A 19,094-nucleotide genomic window follows, 5' to 3' on the forward strand; every position below is an offset into this window, starting at 1 on the left:
TTCGGGTAAAATAGGCATTGGTAGGGTTCCTCCTTAGTGGTTTCGCAATCCTGAGGATACCCTACTTTTTTGTTGCCTGACTAGGCTCCAAATACTGGTACACAACTTATTTTACGCCATCTGCAATTACAGGACGTAGTTGGATAAACAGCACTTACTCAATCCGATTTCCACTAAATCCTTAATATATGGAATATTAAGTGTACTTTTTCCAACTACTTACCCGCAATACTCCATTCCGACAGAATTAAGTGCCTTTTTTCCACCTCTTCTCTTACACCAGCCTAACTCAACACAAAATCTTCCTCACTCTACCTAAACTAGCTCTAACTTAGCTCTAACTCAGCTCTAACTTAGCACATACTCTCCCTTACTCTACCCAACCTTAGCCCTAACTTAGCACTTACTCTCCCTTACTCTACCCAACCTTAGCCCTAACTTAGCACATACTCTTTCTTACTCTTCTTAACCCCTCCCCAACTCCGCCCGTACTCCGCCCTATTCCGCCCTATTCCACCCTTTATCTTCCTTACTCCTCCTTACTCTTCCTTAACTGTATACCAACTCCGCCCTCACTCCCCTGCTTCCGCAGACGGCGCCGTTTCCCCGGGAAGCGGTTCTCCTGGCACGGGTTCGCCGGGCACAGCGGGCTCTTCTTCCCAGCGCTTGCGGATGAACAGCTGATAGAGCTTAACGATGATGATCTTGAGCATCATATAGACCGGAATAATCACCAAGATGCCGATAATTCCGCCGAAATCGCCTCCGGCCAGGACCAGAATGATGGTCGTCAGCGGATGGATATCCATGCTTTTGCCGAAGATATAAGGGGCTACCAGGTTATCCTGAATCTGCTGCGCGACAAGCACCACTACAATGGACCAGATGGCCGTAGACGGTGACTCAATCAAGCCGAAGATGAAGATCGGCACAGTGGACAGAATCGCTCCGATAAACGGGATAAAGTTCATCAGCACAGCAACCAGCGTCAGCAATAGCGCATACGGCAGGCCGATGATCAGGAACCCGATGTACATCAGGACACCCAGCGCCAGATTGACCAGCACTCTGCCGACGATGAAGCTGCCCATTACCCCGTCGATTTCAGCAATAACCCCCGCACCCTCTTCATGATACCGCTTGGGGAAGAAGCTCACGAGCTTGTCGCCGAACTTCCCGCCCTCCTTCAGCATGTAGAACAATAGGATCGGAAAGGTAAAGAGCACAATCGCGAAATTGGAGACGAAGGAGAATAGTCCGGACACATATACCGACGCCAGCGAGAAGCCTTTGTTCAAATAGCCCATCAATTGGTTGGACAGATTCATATTCGCGGGGATCAGATTCGACAGCAGCTCACTGTTCTCCAGCTTACTGAGCTGATCGCCCACCGCCCTCAGCACACCGGGCATATTATTAGCCAGATTCAACAGCTGATTCTGCAGCGAAGGCCAGACGCCTACCGTGAATCCCAGCAGCAGAACAGCGATAACCAGGTAGACCAGCAGGATGGCTAAGGAACGGTTCAGCTTGCGCGAGGACAGGTAATCAATCAACGGACGAAGCAGATAATAGAAGAAGACGGCCAGCATCAACGGCACAATCACGACGTTGAAGAGCGAGATAATCGGGTTAAAAATAAAATTCACCAGCGAGCCTACATAGATAATGCCCAGCACCAGCAGCACTGCAATGCAAATACGGATAAATAAATTCAATTTGACCATGGTTGACTCCCGTTCCCATATTTTGAGCGGCTATTTCTTTGTCCCTTAAATATAGTCGGTCATTCTTAATTCAGACTAAACTAAGTCTAAAGAAAAGCTAAAGATTCGGGATGGAGTAAACGCATGATCACCATCGAAACGGAAGTCCCGCTATTAATGAAGCAGCCGTCAGCGCAGGTTAGCCGATGGTCTCTACCACGTTGCCCTCTTGGTCTTTGATGTAGGTCTTTCTTACCTGCACCTTCAGTTCTTTGGCGGTGGACAGCCGGAACTCGCCCTCCTTGGGCTGAAGCTTCGTTTCCAGCTCCAGGATAGATTCTTCACTCAGGCTGATACGGACGATCTCCCCGTCCTGTACACAGCCGGTCTCTTGAGCCGGTTCCAGTATGATCTGCAGCTTCGGGCAGGTTAACCTCAGCGGCTTCCCCTTCAGCAATCGTCCGCGTAGCAGGCTGGCTACTGACGCAGCCTGCCGTGCCCCCATGGTCAGGACCGCCGGTGCGGTGCCCAGCAGACGGCCTTTTGCAGGCTCGAAGCCCAATTCATCTACATACAGAATACCCGTCTGGGACCCGTCACGCTCGATGCCCAGGCGAACGGCTTCCTTAATGGCCGGAAGCCGGAGCAGCGAATCCCGGGCAAGATCGGTGATATATGCGGGAAGCATCTCCTCGCTGGCGTGCAGGAATGAGGTCGTATTCCAGGTCATCATGGCTTCAAGTTCATCTGCTGTAATTCCCACCATCTGCAGAAATTCAACCCGTCCATTAGGCGTATCCACAGCTGGAAGCTCAGGGTCATCAATGAAAGCCAGTGCAGTCAGCCGGGTGTCCGCGCCCAGACAAATGGGTCCGTTCGCATCCAGATAATGACCGGAGGCAAAGATATTCCCGCTGGAGAATACATACCGGGCCATATTCTGGAGCAGACTGATTCCCCAACCCGGAGGCTCCTGTTCCTCTGCACTGCGGGCCAGCCGGAAAGTCAGCTCAAACCCGTAGCCGCTGTATTCAAGGTTCTCTGACTCCTTATCATACAGCTCAGAGAAACCGAAGGTTACGAAATGCCAATGCGGATAAGGCTGCTGCGCTTCATAGGCACTGATTCCGCTCAGCGGGTCTTTACCCCCCAGCCTATATGGCAGCATTGCAGCATAATGCTTCGGCTCCTGCTGTCCGTACAACCTCTTCATCTGATCTTCAATGGCATCCCAGCCGGTTGCTTCCACTTCTTCCTCGCTCATGTTCGTACCCTCCAGTCTCAGATTTATGTATAGCCGGAGCATCCGCATCCAGCCCTGAATCTCCCATTGATTACCCGTAATTCCGCTGGCATAACCAGCCCAATGTCCAGCTCAGTCTTCCCCCTTTAGACGCGGCAAAAAACGGCAAGCTCATTCGTTGAGCTTGCCGTTTCAGTAATTAGTTTACGCCAACCAGCAGGTTTTTTCTGGCTACGCCGCTTTTGGATGCTGCCTGGGCTACAGCCATGCGAATTCTCTCTACTACACGGGGATCGAAAGCATCGGGAATAATATAATTCTCATGCAGCTCGGACGGATCAATCACCGAGGAAATAGCCTCTGCTGCCGCCAGCTTCATGTCGTCATTGATATCCGTGGCCTCACAATCCAGCGCCCCTCTGAATATTCCCGGGAAGCACAGCACATTATTAATCTGGTTCGGATAGTCGGAGCGGCCCGTCGCCATTACTCTTACATGCGGAGCAGCAATCGCGGGATCAATCTCCGGCATCGGGTTCGCCATGGCGAACACAATCGGGTCTGCGGCCATGTTCAGCACATCTTCCAGCTTCAGCACATCCGGTGCAGAGACTCCGATGAATACATCCGCTCCTTTAATGACATCGGACAGACTTCCGATTTCAAGATAAGGGTTCGTAATCTGGGCGTAATCGCTCCAGTGGCTGCGCTCATAATCCGCAAGCCGGTTAATCGCGCCTTCCCGGTCCACGCCGATCAGGTTCACCGCTCCGGCATGCAGCAGCATTTTGGAGACGGAGATGCCTGCTGCACCTATGCCGTTGACTACGATTTTGACATCCTTAATATCCTTACCGCATACCTTGAGTGCGTTCAGTAGTCCGGCAGTTACGACAATTGCCGTACCATGCTGGTCATCATGGAAGACCGGGATATCCAGCTCCGCTCTTAATCTTGCTTCAATCTCGAAGCAGCGCGGAGAGGAAATATCTTCGAGATTAATGCCGCCGAAGGTTGGGGCAAGCGCTTTTACAATCGCAATGATCTCTTCCGTATCCTTGGTATCGAGACAGATCGGCACGGCATCCACATCTGCGAACTGCTTGAACAGCGCCGCTTTGCCTTCCATTACCGGCATCGCCGCCTTAGGCCCGATATCCCCAAGTCCCAATACAGCGGTTCCGTCGGATACGACAGCTACGGTATTTTTCTTCGTTGTTAGCTCATAGGCCTGAGATTGATCTTGGGCAATCGCCTGACAGACCTTTGCCACACCCGGGGTGTAGACTTTGGACAGGTCCTCCTTGCACAGAATCGGATGCTTCAGGGTAGTCTCGAGCTTGCCGCCCTGATGCAGCAACATGATTTCTTCTAATAATTCCACAATATCTCCTCCATTCAACTGGTTCACCGCTTGTTCAATCCACTGCTGATCTTCACTATGGTCCACGGAAATGACGACATCCGCACCGGTAAGGCCCGTACCCAGCTCCTTCAGCTCAGCCTTCTGGATAGTGCCCTTATAGTTCTCGGCAATACTCACCAGATTGGCCAAATAATCGCTGTTGCTGAGGTACTGGACACGAAGGGTGAACACATGGGACGGTCTGCTTACTGAATTCATAGGCTTAACCGCCCCATACAGCAATGAGCAGCGTCGCAGCAACAACGGTAATGGCTCCGCCGATACGCGTTGAGATCTGTGCGAATGGCATCAGCTCCATACGTCCGGAAGCCGACAGAATGGCTACATCGCCCGTTCCGCCAAGCCCGCCGCGGCAGCCGGTGACAATGGCCGCTTCGACCGGATACATATTGACCCATTTGCCGGTAAAATAGCCGGTGATCGTCATCGCCACGATAACGGTAGCGCAGACAATAATATAAGGAAGCGAGATCAGGGCCGCGACATCCTTCAGCGGAATGTACAGCATCCCCAGGCCGACCATGAGCGGCCAGGTTAAAGTACCGGACACAAGCTTGTAGAGCTGATAAGCGCCTTGCTCGATTTTGGACGGGAGCAGCTTGGAAATCTTCAATAATGCCGCTGTGAAGATCATCAGGATCGGGCCCGGAATGCCGACGAATGGCGACACCAGGTGCCCGGTGATGAATAAACCGCAGGCGAACAGCAGGCCGGCGCCCATCAGCAGGAAGTCCGGCTTCATACTGTCATACGTGCTGCCCGCCAGCTTCTGTCCGTCCTTCGCTTTTACCAGGACACCATTACCGGTAATGGACGGATTCTTATCAGCCATTCTTTTGAGCAGTCCGGCAACAATAATTGCAAACACATTACCGATAACCGCCGCTGGAATCATCTGAGCCACATAAGAGCCAGATTCCCCGCCTAGGATCTGCGAGAACGCGATGGACAGCGGGAGAATCCCTTCGCCTACGCCGCCGCCTATAATCGGTACGATAATGTAGAATAAGGTCCGGTGTGCGCTATAACCAAGCAGCATTCCTACGCCCAGCCCCGCACCAACCGCAGCCAGCGTTCCGGCCATCATCGGGATGAAGATGCGGATGAACCCGCTGATGAGTGTGGTACGGTTCATGCCAGTAATACTTCCGGCTACCAGAATAGAGATATACAGGTAGAGGAAGTTCGACGTTTTCATCAGGGTGTTGACCGATTCGAGGACCGAAGGGTCAAGCACATTCCAGAACACCAGGAACGATGGAATCATTAATGAGAGGATGGCGGGGCCGCCGATGTTCCTCAGAACCGGAAGCTTGAAGCCCAGATCACTGAGCAGCACCCCCAGAACGATAATTACTGCAAAGCCGCCGATCATATCGTTTGGCAGTTCACCAAGTACAGATGCCGCAAAAATAATAAGTGCAAATACCACGTACAGCGGAAGCGGAATGACGCCTACCTTCAATTGCATGAGCCGCTGGGCCAAGCCTTGTTCTCCTTGCTTCAGTACATGCTGCTGATCCGGTACCGAAAGCGGGGGCTGAATTGCTTTTTGCATGTTTACCTTACCTCCTTAACTCGTTTACAAATTCATCATAGCGGCTTTGTAAGCGCTTTTGTTTTTATGTAAGTAATAAAGAGGTTTTGTAAATTATTAAAGTAAGCGTTGTCACTGGGGGGGGAAGCGGTGGTGAAGTAGAGATGACGAGGGGATGATGTATGCATGTGATGAGGAAGGGATAAGAGGTGGTGAAGAGAAGACGTGTAATAGGGATTGCTAGAGTGTGGTAAAGGGATGGAGAATGACACAGAGTTGACTGGAAGGTGGTGAGGGGATCGCGAGTAACACTGGGTTGGCTAGAGGGTGGCAAGTAACACAGGGATGACTGGAAGGGCGGAACCGTTAGTGGAACAAATTTTGCTCGTCACACTTACTCCCAAGAAATCCAAGGGTATTTATACACCTCATTTACTCATTACACCCAATTTCAGGGAATTCAAGGGTACTTATACACTTCATTTACTCATCCCGCCCACTTCCAGGGAATTCAGGGGTACTTATACACCTCATTTACTCCTTCAGCCCAGTTTCAGGAAATTCAAGGGTACTTATACACCTCATTTACTCATCCCACCCACTTCCAGGTAATTCAAGGGTATTTATACACCTCATTGGCTCCTTCAGCCCAGTTTCAGGAAATTCAAGGGTACTTATACACCTCATTTACTCATCTCGCCCACTTTCAGGTAATTCAAGGGTACTTATACACCTCATTGGCTCATTACGCCCACTTCCAGGTAATTCAAGGGTATTTATACACCTCATTTACTCATCCCGCCCACTTTCAGGTAATTTAAGGGTACTTATACACTTCATTTACTCATCCCGCCCACTTTCCAGAAATTGAGAGGTACTTATACACTTCATTTACTCATCCCCCCACTCCCGTCCTTTCGCTCACACTAGCAACTATAGAACTATAGCGTAAGCTATAAACATTCCTCCGCAACTCAAAAAAGCTCCGCCGCAGGCGGCAGGAGCTTCAGCTTCCGTTAGATATACTTGGTAATCAGGGATTTGCCGTTCGGGGCGAGTCTGTATTTCTGAACCGGCCTGCCGATGCTTCCGTAGACCAGATCCATTTCCAGCACTCCCATCTCCGTCAGCCCGACCAGATACTTACCGGCAGAGACCCGGGAGATGCCCGACACCGCCGAAATATCCTCCGCCGAGAATAAATCGCAATTGCAGGCCTCCACCGCCTTCCAGATCGTCTGCAGGGTCTGGCGGGTGAAGCCTTTGGCCAGCTCCTGTGAAGCAGCCGGTTCCTGTTTGAATCTGGACAGCCTGTCCAGCTCGGACTGGTTCAGCCGTTCCTGGGTGCGGAACAGCCGGTTCTGCTCCCTGTATCCGTTCAGGGCAGCCCGGAGTCTGGAGAACTCGAACGGCTTGATCAAGTAGTCTACGGCTCCGTTCTGCAGCGCTTCCTGGATACTCTCCTTATCGCTTGCCGCCGAGATGACAATGACATCAATCTTGATGCCCTTGCGCCGGATCTCTGACAGCAACTCCAGGCCGTTGCTCTCTTTCATATAGATGTCCAGCAGAATCAGGTCATAGACCTGCTCCTCCAGCATCTCCAGCACCTCTTCCCCAGAGCTGGCCCACCCTTGGGCGCGGAAGCCTTCGACCTGCTCCAAGTAGAATTTGTTCATTTCCGAAACCATCGGGTCATCCTCAACGATAAGTACTTTTATCATAATGGCATATCATCACTCTTCACAGGTATCATCACTTTTCATGGATTATCGTCACTCTTCATAGGTTATCATCACTCTTCGCCATATAGGGTAGCTGAACAATAAAATCAGTTCCTTGACCGGCCCGGCTGAGATAGCGGACTGTCCCGCCCAGCTTGGCCACACTCCGGTGCACCAGATACAGCCCGACGCCCCGGTCCTTGCCTTTGGTAGAATAGCCCTGTTCGTACAGGTGGTCTCCGTTCTCTGGTGAAATGCCTGTACCGTTGTCGCTGATCTTGAGGGTAAGCAGATGATTCTCATGCCGGAATCCAAGCTCGATCTGCTTGTTGTCCGCGCCTTGGACAGCCTCCAGCGCATTGTCCAGCAGGTTGCCGGCAATCGTGACCAGCTCCCGCGAGACCTCATGATCCGCAGCTTCAGGCAGCACCCCCTCCTCCAGAATGACCAGACGCACATCTGCCTCTCTGATCCGGCTGAGCTTGCCCAGCAGGAAACCGACCATCACCGGGTCTTTGACCAGCCGGACCACGGAGTCTGCTTCCGTCTGGATGCTCTGTACCATATCCGTGAGATATTCCTCCAGCCGGTCGTAGCTGCGCATATTGGTCAGCCCCATAATAACATGCAGCTTGTTCATGAATTCGTGGGTCTGGGCACGCAGCGCCTCCGCATACAGGGAGATGCCCGAGAGGCGCTCCATTAGGATACTGATCTCGGTCTTGTCGCGGAACGTGGCAATAGCCCCTTCGATAATGCCGTTCACCCTTACCGGAACCACATTCACCAGCAGCGTGATCCCGCTCTGCTCCAATTCTTTATCCTGCGCGGCTTCCCCGGTATCCAGTACCTTCTCCATCCGCAGCAGGGGCCAGAACTGTTCCACCTGCCTGCCCACCGGGTCTTCGCTCAAGCCGAGGCTGCCCATCAGCCTTCGGGCCTCCGCGTTCACCAAGGTAATCCGGGATTCCTTATCTACAGCCAGGATTCCCTCCTTGGCCGATTGGAGCATCGCACTCCGCTCTTCCAGCAATTTGGCGATTTCCTCCGGCTCCATGCCGAACATCATGCGTTTGATTTTGCGTGCCAGCATGACGGCCCCGAACACCCCCATCAAACCGCCAACCAGTATCCCCCAGTAGATGATCCACCGGTTCTGCTGCACAGCTGACTGGACACTGTCCAGTGAAATCCCCACAGCTACAGCACCGATCTGTGTGCGATTCGGGCCGAATATCGGTGAGAACGCTCTCACGGAATAGCCCAGTGAGCCTTGGGCCGTAGATATTGTCTCCTTGCCATGCAGCGCTTCCGTCTCGTCGCCTCCCATGAAATGCTTGCCGATCTGGGCAGGGTCGGGGTGGGAGCGGCGAATGCCTTCCATATCCATCAGCACAACAAACTGGACATTATTAATCTCGCTGATCTCGGTCGCATAATGCTGGATGCTGCCGGAATCTGCCCGCTCCAGCAGACCGTCCACAACCACCGGCGTGCGCGAGAGCGTGCGGGCAATCGTGATGGCCTTGTTCTCCAGCGAGGCCTGGGCCTCACGGGAGAACTTCAGGCCGAACATGACATACACAATCAGCAGCACAACCACGACGATGCCGCAGGTCATCAGGGTGATGGCGGTCTGAAGGCGTAATCTTTTGGGGCCAATTCTCATCATGCTCCTCCCGCTCTATTCTGTAATTACCGTCCGGTTCCGCCCCTTGCTCTTCGCCAGATATAAAGCCTGATCTGCCTTCCCCAGCAGTCCCTCCAGTTCAGAGGCGTGTGAAGGATAATGGGCAATCCCCTGGGATACCGTAAGCTGTTCAGGAATCGGTGCCTTGCTCCGCTCTACGGCCTTGCGGATTCTCTCGGCAGCGCTGAAGGCTTCGGCAGGCAGGGTACGGGCCAGCAGAATGACGAACTCTTCACCGCCATAGCGGTAACAGACATCGTCCGGGCGAAGCGAGGTCACGATCATCCGGACCACATGCTTCAAGACTTCATCGCCCAGGTGATGGCCGTGGGTATCGTTCACGAGCTTGAAGTTGTCCACATCCAGCATGACCAGCGAGAAGGGTACACCGGAAGCTATCCATTGACTGATCGTATGTTCAAGTGATCTCCGGTTCATCAGACCGGTCAGAACATCCGTTGCGGCTTCCTGAGTCAACTGCTCCGTCTGCTGCTGAATGTTATCCAGGGCAAGCGATACCCCGTCGGTCAGCAAATAGGCCTCCCGGCTCCAATACCGCTTCGCTTCCTGCAATTCGATCTTTTCCGTGCCCATCCTGCTTACCACATCCGCCAGATAGACAAAAGGGCGCGCAAACTTGCGTGCCAGGAGAATAACCCCCAAGAGCAGAATGATGAACGGACCCAGACAATACCAGATCAGAATACGGATATGCCCCACCAGCTCATGCTGAATTTGACTCACCGGGGAGACGACCACGATACCCCATCCATTGGCCGGTACACTGGAGTACCCTGCAAGCAGGTCGATCCCTTTGAGGTTGCGGACGGGTTGTTCCCCGCTTTGCTTGTTCAAGAGCTGCTGCACAACGGCATTACTGCTGACATCCTGGCCGATGCGCTGCTTGTCCGGGTGATACACCAGATGACCTTCAGAATCCACAATATAATAATAAGCGCCCGAATCATCCTCTTGACCGTTGTCAAAAATCTCGGACAGAATGTTATTCTCCTGAAGATAGATGGTGCCGCTTAACATCCCGAGATAAGTACCGGCAGAACTAACAACCGGCTGGCTCAAAAACACAATTAACCGCTTGGTATTGGCAGTCAGGTAAGGGGAGGATATGTAAGGTTTACGGAGCGCCAAAGCTACCTGACTATTCTTCGAGGTGATGTGCTTGCCTGTTGTTCCCAAGCTGGCTGGGGAGACATTGCGGATGAATCCGCTGGCTTCAACCATCGTAATGGAATTGAAAAAATTGCTGCTGCTCCGCATCTGATCCAGGGATTCATTCACTTGCTCCGGCGCCATGGCTTCAATATCCGACAACCTCGCGGAGTTGTATTTCAAGCTGCTCCGCATGGATACAAACAAGGAATCCATGGTCCGCGACATACGGTCAGCATTGATATAATTCAAATGAAGCGTGGTCTTCATCAGGGATTGCTTCTTGGACTCATAGGAGCCGATCAGGAGAATACTCGAGGTCAACAGAATCACCAGCGTCACCAGACCCGTGAGCAATGTGGTGAGACTCAGTTTTTTACTTTGACAGAACGTACTCTTTAACCCTCTATACAAAACTGTAATCCTCCTTGATACCTGACAGCCATAGTAAACCCATCATACCGCAAATGCCTATAATGTTCGACACCGGATGTACCGCAGAAGAGGTTAGGTCTGCAGAAGTTCATCCACCCGCTCCTTCGCACCCTGCCAGGAAGTCATCAGGGGAAAAGCATATTCCTCCCGTGCCCTCAGGTTCCAGGGATGAGGAATACAGAGTACCTTCCTCCCTGCCTGCACAGCGGGCAGCAGGTTATGCGGGCCGTCATCAATAAGCAGATCGAAGCCGATCAGATGCTTCCGCTTGCAGGTGAAGAAATTGTCGGCCGGGATGTACGGCATGTGCTTTTGCAGCCAATTCCATTTCTCAAGCACGGTCTTCGGTACGGCTGCCGTCACAATAATGACATCATACGCGCGGTGAAGCTTCTCCATCTCTTCCACTACATATTCATCGAACAGCTCCAGCTCCTCGTACAGGCCCGGTCTGCCGAAGAACAGATCCATTGTGCTGTCCGGGTGGCGCAGGTGGTCCGTGTTCCAATCCATCATATCTTCATAACGGAGCGGATGCGTAGGAAACTCAATGTTGTTGTGGTATATCGCACGTTTGACGAGATGGCAGATCGTATCGTCCATATCGACGGCGATGATCGGTTTATGCATTGATTCTCCTCCAATTACATTTTCATTTCATTCATTATAGGCAACCGGGGAATAGGTGTCCAGACTGGCGGGTAATATGGGACTTTACTGCAACACAAGCGGAAACGGCTTTGCCGTCCTTTTAAACATATAAATTCTATATTTTGAAAAAGCACACCTCATCCTATAAAAGGAAGGGCGTGCTTTTTATGCTTTTTCGTATACGGATTTACGGGTTGCATCAAAGTGTATTTCAATCGTCGTTATCTGCGGGATCGCCCCTTGATCAGGTTAACTACGAACAATACCGCAGCGACAAACAGCAGCAGATGAATCACATTGCCCACGAGGTCAAAGATGAAGCCAAACAGCCATACTACAATCACTAGTCCAATTAATCCCCACAGCATAAGCTTACCGCCTTTCTCTTCCGGGTTATTTGTCTCTATCTTACCCGCGTGAGGGAGGGTTCAAACGGAAGCCGGCAGAATGGAAGACACTTCCGGATTGCTTAATGATGAGGCAAGCTGTTATACTGTTTTTAAATAATACACTTGTATTAAAAAGGAGAATCATCAAACATCATGAAAAACTCATCCAGTAACCGGGCATCCGCTGGCCCCAAATTGCGGAGCAGGCTGCTGAAGCTGCTGCTTGTTCTTGTGACTCTGGCCGGGCTTATCACAGGATCGGGATTCCTGTACGAAGCTATCGCCTCCACATCAGCCGCTAAAGACTATCCGGCACCGGGTAAGCTGGTGGATGCCGGAGGCTATAAGCTGCACATCCGGCAGCAAGGAGCCGGTGCCCCCACCATTATCATGGAAGCAGGCAGCGGTGAAACCAGCCTCTCCTGGAGAGATATCCCCGAACAGTTAGCCGAAGCAGCTACCGTTGTCACTTACGACCGGGCTGGGTATGCCTGGAGTGAGCAGGCCGATACCGAACGCTCTGGAGCCCATATTGTGCGCGAACTGCATACCGCCCTTCAGAATGCAGACCTTCCCGGCCCTTATCTGCTGGTCGGCCACTCCCTCGGGGGCATGTACGCCCGGCTGTTCACTCAGACTTACCCGGAGGAAGTAACCGGGCTGGTGCTGATTGACGCCAGACCGGAGAATGACGACCGGGAGACGAAGCCGATTCTGGAGGCTGAGAAGGTTGCCGGCAACCCCAGCGCTTCCCTGCTGAGCCTGCTCAAGCGATCCGGTGCGCTTCGGTTGTTCCAGGACCAGCTGCTTAAGGGACTAGTTGCGGAACAAGACCGCGGGGCATTCATTAATGTCATATCTACGCCAGAGTATTTTGCCGCCAAGGAGCAGGAAGCAGTACTGGCTGGCTCTACCGAGGATGCTATCCGTGGTCAGAACTTCGGCGCACTCCCGGTAAAAGTAATCGCCCGGGGCTTGCCCCAGGATTATGCATCCTTCGGGGTTTCCGAAGAAGCGGGCCGGCAGCTCGAAGCTATGTGGCAGGAGGGCCAGCGCAACATGCTGAATCTCTCTTCCAATAGTCAGCTTATCGTAGCTGAACGAAGCGGGCATATGATCATTCACGATCAGCCGGAGCTGGTCGTCCAGACCATTCGGAGTGTGCTGGAAGGGAAGTAACTCATGGATACATCGGCTTGATTACATTCCAGTTGGCGTGCATATACGAGGTTACCGGGGAACAGCCATTGGGCATCAGAACGCCAAGCCCATAGCTATGCTCGAATTGTACTGCATAGTACTGCATCTGCAGATCTCCCCATAAGCGGTACACGCCGAAGTCGTCATGCATAGCCGCAATATCATGGAACAGAATAACACCGTGATCCGCCAGCTTAGGCAGCCATGACTCATAATCATGCTTGACCGCCTCATAGGTGTGAAGACCGTCAATATGCAGCAGATTGATGCTATGGTCCGGAAATTCATGCAGCGCCTCATCGAAGGTCATGCGAAGCATACGGGAGATTCCGGGGTAATAGATACCCGATGACGATTGCACCGACTGATACAAGGATTCGTCATACAGCCCCGTATGCTTATCGCCCAGCCACGTATCGACAGCATAACATTCCGTGGGAAGTCCATGATCCTTAACCGCCTGACAGAAGGCGAAGTGGGAAGCGCCGTAATACGTCCCTAATTCTACGATCCTGCCAGGCTCCATATAACGAACCAGGTCGTAAGCGAATCTGCGATGCCCTTCCCAGGCGGTATTCAGATGCGTCCCCCGTTCATCCGTCTCAAACACAGGTCTGCTGCTATTCCATCCGTTCATGTATCCACCTCCTGATGAACTTCTTGATACAAGTTAGTATATTCGGACCCAGTGGATTTGGTTGCAAAAAAGCGGTACAAACCCATGCTCATTCTTCAATGAGCTTGCCGTTTGTACCGCTTATCTTCCGCTATTTCAATACGCGGAATCCGCAATAATCCATAATCAGTTCACAGAACAGCATGTTGGACCAGGAGAACCAAGGCCGGGTGAAGGCGCTGGCATCATCAGCGGAGAAGCCTTCATGGGTGAAGCCTGTATCTGCATCGGTATCCTGAATCAATTGCAGTAATCGTGCTTTCTCGCTGCGTTCCGGCGAAGTAAGACCTTGCATGGACAAGGCGATATGCCAGATATAACCCTCTGGGGTATGCGGACTGCCAATTCCTTCCGCAACCTGTCCTTTATAGTAATAAGGGTTATTTTCGCTGAGGATGAACCGCCGGGTATTACTGTACACCTCATCATCCCCGTCCGTGTAGCCCAGATACGGCAGCGACAGCAGACTTGGAACATTGGCATCGTCCATGAGATTATAGTTGCCTAGCCCATCGGTTTCATAAGCGTAGATTCTTCCATATACCGGATGATTATAAATCCCATGTTCCTGAATGCCCTGGTTAATCTCATCGCCCAGTTGCCGCGCGGCTGCCGCAAGCTGCCGATCCCCGTAAATCTCATTTGCAATTTCTTCCAGATAACTCAGAACGACAACAGCAAACATATTGGATGGAATCAGATACCCATACTTACAGTTATCATCACTTGGACGGAAGCCCGACCAGGTCATTCCGGTAGATGCCGTTTCACTGCCTTTCCCTTCTCTTGCCAGCGTGTCCGTAACCGGTGCATCCAGCCGCTGGAACGTATAAGCGGACTCTGTCTCATGCTGCTGCTCTACTCTCCATACCTTCATAATCTCATGGGCAGCCTTGCGAAAAGTCTCATCGAACTGCGTGACACAGCCGCTATTCTTCCATAGCAGATAACTGAGCTGAATCGGATAAGCCAGCGAATCAATCTCATATTTACGTTCCCAGATCCACGGGCTCATTGAAGTAAGGTCCGATTGGTGACCCTGGCCGTTCGCCTCTTCATTGAAGGCATTGGCGTAAGGATCAAGCAGAATATACTTCATCTGCCGCTGAACCAGACCGGCAATCATCGCCGCCATGTTAGGATCCTCTCCGGCAAGCAGCAGATAAGGCCGCACCTGGGCGGCGGAGTCACGCAGCCACATAGCTGGTATATCACCTGTGATAACAAAAGTGGTGCCATCCGCCTGTTGCGAAATTGTCGTTCCGATCGTATTTATGAGACAGTCCTCGAACATTTGTGCCAGTTTGGGGGAGTTTGGCAGTTCCCCCCTGACCTTTGCGATTAGAGCATGTACTGATGTTGGAATCTCATTCTTCAGCTTCAAGGTTATATATCACACCTCCAAAATAGTATACAAACAATTCAAACGCTTTCACCATAGTAAACAAATGATATAAATATGTCAATATAATAAATGGTATGTATTTAGATTGAAATATATGATAAATATGCATTATTGATATGTCATTATACACATTTGATATGTAGGAAATTCTTGTAATGCTCATTATGTAACTTATTGACCTCTTTTCAGTCACCTGAGGTAGCGTCCCCCACGCTCATCCCACCTATGTTTGTGGGATGAGGTGCACTTCTGCTCTCTATTTCCTCTCCCGGCCTACGTTTGACTAATTTAGGGGCACTTCTGCTCCCTATTTCCTCGTCCGACCTACGTTTGACCCATTAAGGTGCACTTCTGCTCCCTATTTCCTCGTCCGACCTACGTTTGACCCATTGAGGTGCACTTCTGCTCCCTATTCCCACGCCCCACCTACGCTCGACTAATTGAGGTGCACTTTTGCTCTTTATTCCTTCATCCAGCCTACGTTTGACCCATTGAGGTGCACTTCTGCTCCCTATTCCCACGCCCCGCCTACGTTTGACCCATTGAGGTGCACTTCTGCTCCTTATTTTCTCATCCAGCAAGCTTTCAGCGGATTCAGAGGGATTTATCCCTTTGGTTTCCTAGCTCAGCCAACTTTCGGCGGATTCAGAGGGATTTATCCCTTTGATTTCCCCACTTAGCCAACTTTCAGCGGATTCAGAGGGATTTATCCCTTTGCTTCCCTCGCTCAGCCAACTTCCAGCGGATCCAGAGGGATTTATCCCTTTGGTTTACTCACTCCGCCAGCTTCCGGCGGATTCAGAGGGATTTATCCCTTTCGTTTACTCGCTCCGCCAACTTTCGGCGGTTTATGAGGGTCAGTCCTTACGGACCGGCGCTGTGGATCTGCCCTTAATTAAGGCAGCCGGTAAAAGAATACGGGAAATGGACGGTTCGTTCCCTTGCATGGCAAGCACATTCTCGAAGGCCTGCTTGCCGATGCTGAACTGATCCTGCCGCATATGCGTGATCCGGCAACCCTCATGCGGCTCGGGACTGTCGAAGCAGATGACGGACAGGTCCTCAGGAATCCGCAGGCCGAGCTTGCCCGCCGCCTCTTCCACCATCAATGCAATGTTATATTCCGCAGCGAACAGGGCTGTGATCTGCGGATGCTTGCGGAGATGCTCCACCAGCCTGTCCACATCCTCTACGCGGGCCTGCGGGTCAAATACATTCGGCATGGTAGACGTCAGAGTCTCCATCCATAATTCACGGTTCACCAGCAGATTATGCTCCACAAAGGCAGCGAGAATACCGTCGATCCTTTCCTCTATAGCTGTTGTATTCGCCGGGGGTGGCGCCAGAAATCCGATATGCCGGTGCCCCAGCTCAAAAAGATAACGGGTAGCCTCCTGGGCTGCCTGAATATGGTCGGTACTTACAGAGGATGCCGGAATCCCCTTCAAATACCGGTCAATCATGACGAACGGGAATTTCTGTATGACCAGCTTCAGGATCTCGGCACTGAAATATTCGCCTTGCGCCGGAAAGATAATCAGCCCGTCCACCCCAAGCTCGAGCAGCTGTTGAATCGTCGTCTCTTCCAGCCCGGAAATCCCGAAAGACCGCCGGACAATAAGGAAGGCGTCATTCTCCCGGGAGGCTTCTTCCATGCCATAGATCAGCTCTGTACCATACATATCACTGAAGTGTGTGATAACCAGTCCGATCACCCGTCTCTTACCGGAGGTCCGGGCGATTTGCGGGAAATCAAACGGTTTCAATACTGCCGAAGCCGAAGCCGTATCGGCAACGAAGGAACCCCTGCCCGGCTGGCGAACGATCAGATGCTCATCGGCCAGCATTTTCAGCGCTTTTTTGGAAGTAATCCGGCTCACCCCGAATTCACTGCAGAGCTCTTTCTCGGAGGGAATCCGTTCTCCGGCTTTATATTCATTCTTAGTAATCCGTTCGCGCAGCGTGTGAAAAATCATCTCGTACATCGGCTTCGATCCAGTATTCTTAGCCATACCAAGCACCTCCATTACTACTTTCTCTCCAAATGTTACATCCCAATATACCATGTTATATTTGTAATGTGAAGAAAGGGTTTGCCAGGATATTTTCCGAACACCGGATAGCCTCCCGTCTCTCCAAACATAATAAGGAGACTAATGTAAGGAGGGCCCTGAGACCATGCCACAAGACAAGTTATGGATTGCCGCTTTAGGCGGAGTTCATGAGATCGGTAAAAATATGTATTTTCTGCAAGTGGGCGACGATATTATTGTCATCGACTGCGGGTCCAAATTCCCGGACGAGAGCCTGCTTGGAATTGACCTGATTATCCCGGATATCGCTTATTTACAGGACAATAAGGATAAGGTACGGGCACTGATTGTTACCCACGGGCATGAGGACCACATCGGAGGCATCCCCTATCTGCTCAAGCAGATGAACATCCCGCTCTACGCCTCCCGTCTGACGCTTGGATTAATTGAGATCAAGCTGAAGGAGCACAGGCTCCTCCGGGATGCCACGCTCCATTGTATCGACGCTGATTCCGTACTCACCTTTGGTCCGGTGACCACCAGCTTTTTCAGTACGAATCACAGTATTCCGGACTGTCTGGGTGTTGTCTTCGATACCCCTGAAGGAACGGTTGTCCACACGGGAGATTTCAAATTCGATATGACCCCGGTCAACAAGCAGTATCCGGATATCCATAGAATGGCTGAGATCGGTACAAAAGGAGTCAGGTTCCTGCTCTCGGAGAGCACGAATGCGGAGCGTCCCGGCTTCACGCCTTCCGAGCAGCTCGTCGGGGCGCATATGGAGGAAGCGTTCAAGCAGGCTGACCGCCGGATTTTTGTATCCACCTTCGCCTCCAATGTCCACCGGCTCCAGCAGGTTGTGGATGCTGCCGGACTTACCGGGCGTAAGCTTGCCCTACTGGGACGGAGTATGGTCAATGTTGTAGCCGTGTCCAAGGAGCTGGGTTATCTGAGCATCCCTGAGGGAATGCTGGTCGAGCCTGCGGAGGCTGCCAAGCTGCCGCCGCAGGAAGTAGCTGTGCTGTGCACGGGAAGCCAGGGCGAGCCTATGGCCGCATTATCCCGCCTGGCGAATTCAAGCAACCGGCAGATGGAGATTCACGCCGGCGATACCGTGCTTCTTGCGGCCAATCCTATACCAGGCAATGAACGCAATGTCTCGCGGATTGTAGACAATCTCTATATCCTCGGGGCCAAGGTTATCTACGGGTCCCGCAGCGAGCTGCATGTGTCCGGCCACGGCAGCCAGGAGGAATTGAAGCTGATGCTGACCTTAATGAAACCGGAGTATTTCATCCCCATTCACGGCGAATACCGGATGCTGCACCATCACCGCTTGCTGGCGGAAGCTGTCGGGGTGCAGGGAGACCAGATTTTTCTGTTAAAAAACGGGGATCTGGTGGAATCGGCAGGCGGCGTGGTCCGGCAATCGGGACGGGTAACGGCCGGACAGATCTTCGTGGATGGACTGGGAATTGGCGATATCGGCAATGTAGTGCTGCGGGACCGCCGTCAGTTGTCGGCAGACGGGGTTCTGATTACGGTCATCACCTTAAGCCAGGCCGACGGACGGCTGCTCAATGAGCCGGATACGATCTCACGCGGGTTCGTCTATGTCCGCAATTCAGACACCCTGATGGATGAGATCAACCAGCTCGTTAAGGCCACCCTTCAGAAGATGAGCAGAGCGGATCTGGAGCAGTGGAATATCATCAAGCAGACGCTTAAGGATTCGTTAAGCAAGTTCCTGTATGACAAAACAAAACGCCGTCCGATGATTCTTCCGATCATTATTGAAGTGTAATT

14 protein-coding genes are annotated in these 19,094 nt (G+C 52.0%); 2 read left to right on the plus strand and 12 right to left on the minus strand.

What is annotated here, in order from left to right; all coding sequences use genetic code 11:
* Positions 1-572: 572 nt before the first annotated feature.
* The 9 genes from HQN87_RS28370 to HQN87_RS28410 all read right to left on the minus strand — a co-directional run bounded on the left by HQN87_RS28370 (position 573) and on the right by HQN87_RS28410 (position 11,950).
* Complete coding sequence (locus tag HQN87_RS28370) at positions 573-1,727, minus strand: AI-2E family transporter (protein ID WP_173140162.1); 1,155 nt, start codon at positions 1,725-1,727, stop codon at positions 573-575.
* A 178-nt stretch (positions 1,728-1,905) separates the two neighbouring features.
* On the minus strand, positions 1,906-2,970 hold the full coding sequence (locus tag HQN87_RS28375) for a suppressor of fused domain protein (RefSeq protein ID WP_173140164.1): 1,065 nt from the start codon (positions 2,968-2,970) through the stop codon (positions 1,906-1,908).
* A 178-nt stretch (positions 2,971-3,148) separates the two neighbouring features.
* Positions 3,149-4,573 (minus strand): NAD(P)-dependent malic enzyme, encoded by a 1,425-nt coding sequence (locus HQN87_RS28380; RefSeq protein ID WP_254075710.1) that lies wholly within the window; start codon positions 4,571-4,573, stop codon positions 3,149-3,151.
* Between the two features lie 4 nt (positions 4,574-4,577).
* Positions 4,578-5,933: a 2-hydroxycarboxylate transporter family protein gene (locus tag HQN87_RS28385; RefSeq protein WP_173140166.1), complete on the minus strand. Its 1,356-nt coding sequence runs from the start codon at positions 5,931-5,933 to the stop codon at positions 4,578-4,580.
* A 995-nt stretch (positions 5,934-6,928) separates the two neighbouring features.
* A complete protein-coding gene (locus tag HQN87_RS28390) occupies positions 6,929-7,636 on the minus strand; it encodes a response regulator (protein ID WP_173140168.1) in 708 nt (235 codons plus the stop codon).
* Positions 7,637-7,694: 58 nt separating this feature from the next.
* On the minus strand, positions 7,695-9,308 hold the full coding sequence (gene dcuS, locus HQN87_RS28395) for a DcuS/MalK family sensor histidine kinase (RefSeq protein WP_254075711.1): 1,614 nt from the start codon (positions 9,306-9,308) through the stop codon (positions 7,695-7,697).
* Between the two features lie 12 nt (positions 9,309-9,320).
* Entirely contained in the window at positions 9,321-10,910 is a 1,590-nt protein-coding gene (locus HQN87_RS28400) for a sensor domain-containing diguanylate cyclase (RefSeq protein WP_173140170.1), read from the minus strand.
* Between the two features lie 93 nt (positions 10,911-11,003).
* Positions 11,004-11,561, minus strand: a complete 558-nt coding sequence (locus HQN87_RS28405; RefSeq protein WP_173140172.1) for a 5' nucleotidase, NT5C type — start codon at positions 11,559-11,561, stop codon at positions 11,004-11,006.
* 242 nt (positions 11,562-11,803) lie between these two features.
* Positions 11,804-11,950: a lmo0937 family membrane protein gene (locus HQN87_RS28410; protein WP_173140174.1), complete on the minus strand. Its 147-nt coding sequence runs from the start codon at positions 11,948-11,950 to the stop codon at positions 11,804-11,806.
* 174 nt (positions 11,951-12,124) lie between these two features.
* Here HQN87_RS28410 and HQN87_RS28415 point away from each other — a divergent pair, with 174 nt between their 5' ends.
* Positions 12,125-13,150, plus strand: coding sequence for an alpha/beta fold hydrolase (locus HQN87_RS28415; protein WP_173140176.1), 1,026 nt, complete (start codon positions 12,125-12,127; stop codon positions 13,148-13,150).
* Position 13,151: 1 nt separating this feature from the next.
* Here HQN87_RS28415 and HQN87_RS28420 read toward each other — a convergent pair whose 3' ends face one another.
* The 3 genes from HQN87_RS28420 to HQN87_RS28430 all read right to left on the minus strand — a co-directional run bounded on the left by HQN87_RS28420 (position 13,152) and on the right by HQN87_RS28430 (position 17,264).
* Positions 13,152-13,808 carry a class I SAM-dependent methyltransferase gene (locus HQN87_RS28420; protein ID WP_173140178.1) on the minus strand — a complete coding sequence of 219 codons (657 nt, stop codon included), beginning with the start codon at positions 13,806-13,808 and terminating at the stop codon, positions 13,152-13,154.
* A gap of 130 nt (positions 13,809-13,938) precedes the next feature.
* Positions 13,939-15,231, minus strand: coding sequence for a glycoside hydrolase family 125 protein (locus tag HQN87_RS28425; protein WP_436836497.1), 1,293 nt, complete (start codon positions 15,229-15,231; stop codon positions 13,939-13,941).
* An 878-nt stretch (positions 15,232-16,109) separates the two neighbouring features.
* A complete protein-coding gene (locus tag HQN87_RS28430) occupies positions 16,110-17,264 on the minus strand; it encodes a GntR family transcriptional regulator (RefSeq protein WP_254075712.1) in 1,155 nt (384 codons plus the stop codon).
* Between the two features lie 166 nt (positions 17,265-17,430).
* Here HQN87_RS28430 and HQN87_RS28435 point away from each other — a divergent pair, with 166 nt between their 5' ends.
* Positions 17,431-19,092 (plus strand): ribonuclease J, encoded by a 1,662-nt coding sequence (locus tag HQN87_RS28435; protein ID WP_173140184.1) that lies wholly within the window; start codon positions 17,431-17,433, stop codon positions 19,090-19,092.
* The last annotated feature ends 2 nt before the right edge of the window (positions 19,093-19,094 follow it).

This window comes from Paenibacillus tritici (assembly GCF_013204885.1).
Lineage (GTDB): Bacteria > Bacillota > Bacilli > Paenibacillales > Paenibacillaceae > Paenibacillus_AQ > Paenibacillus_AQ tritici.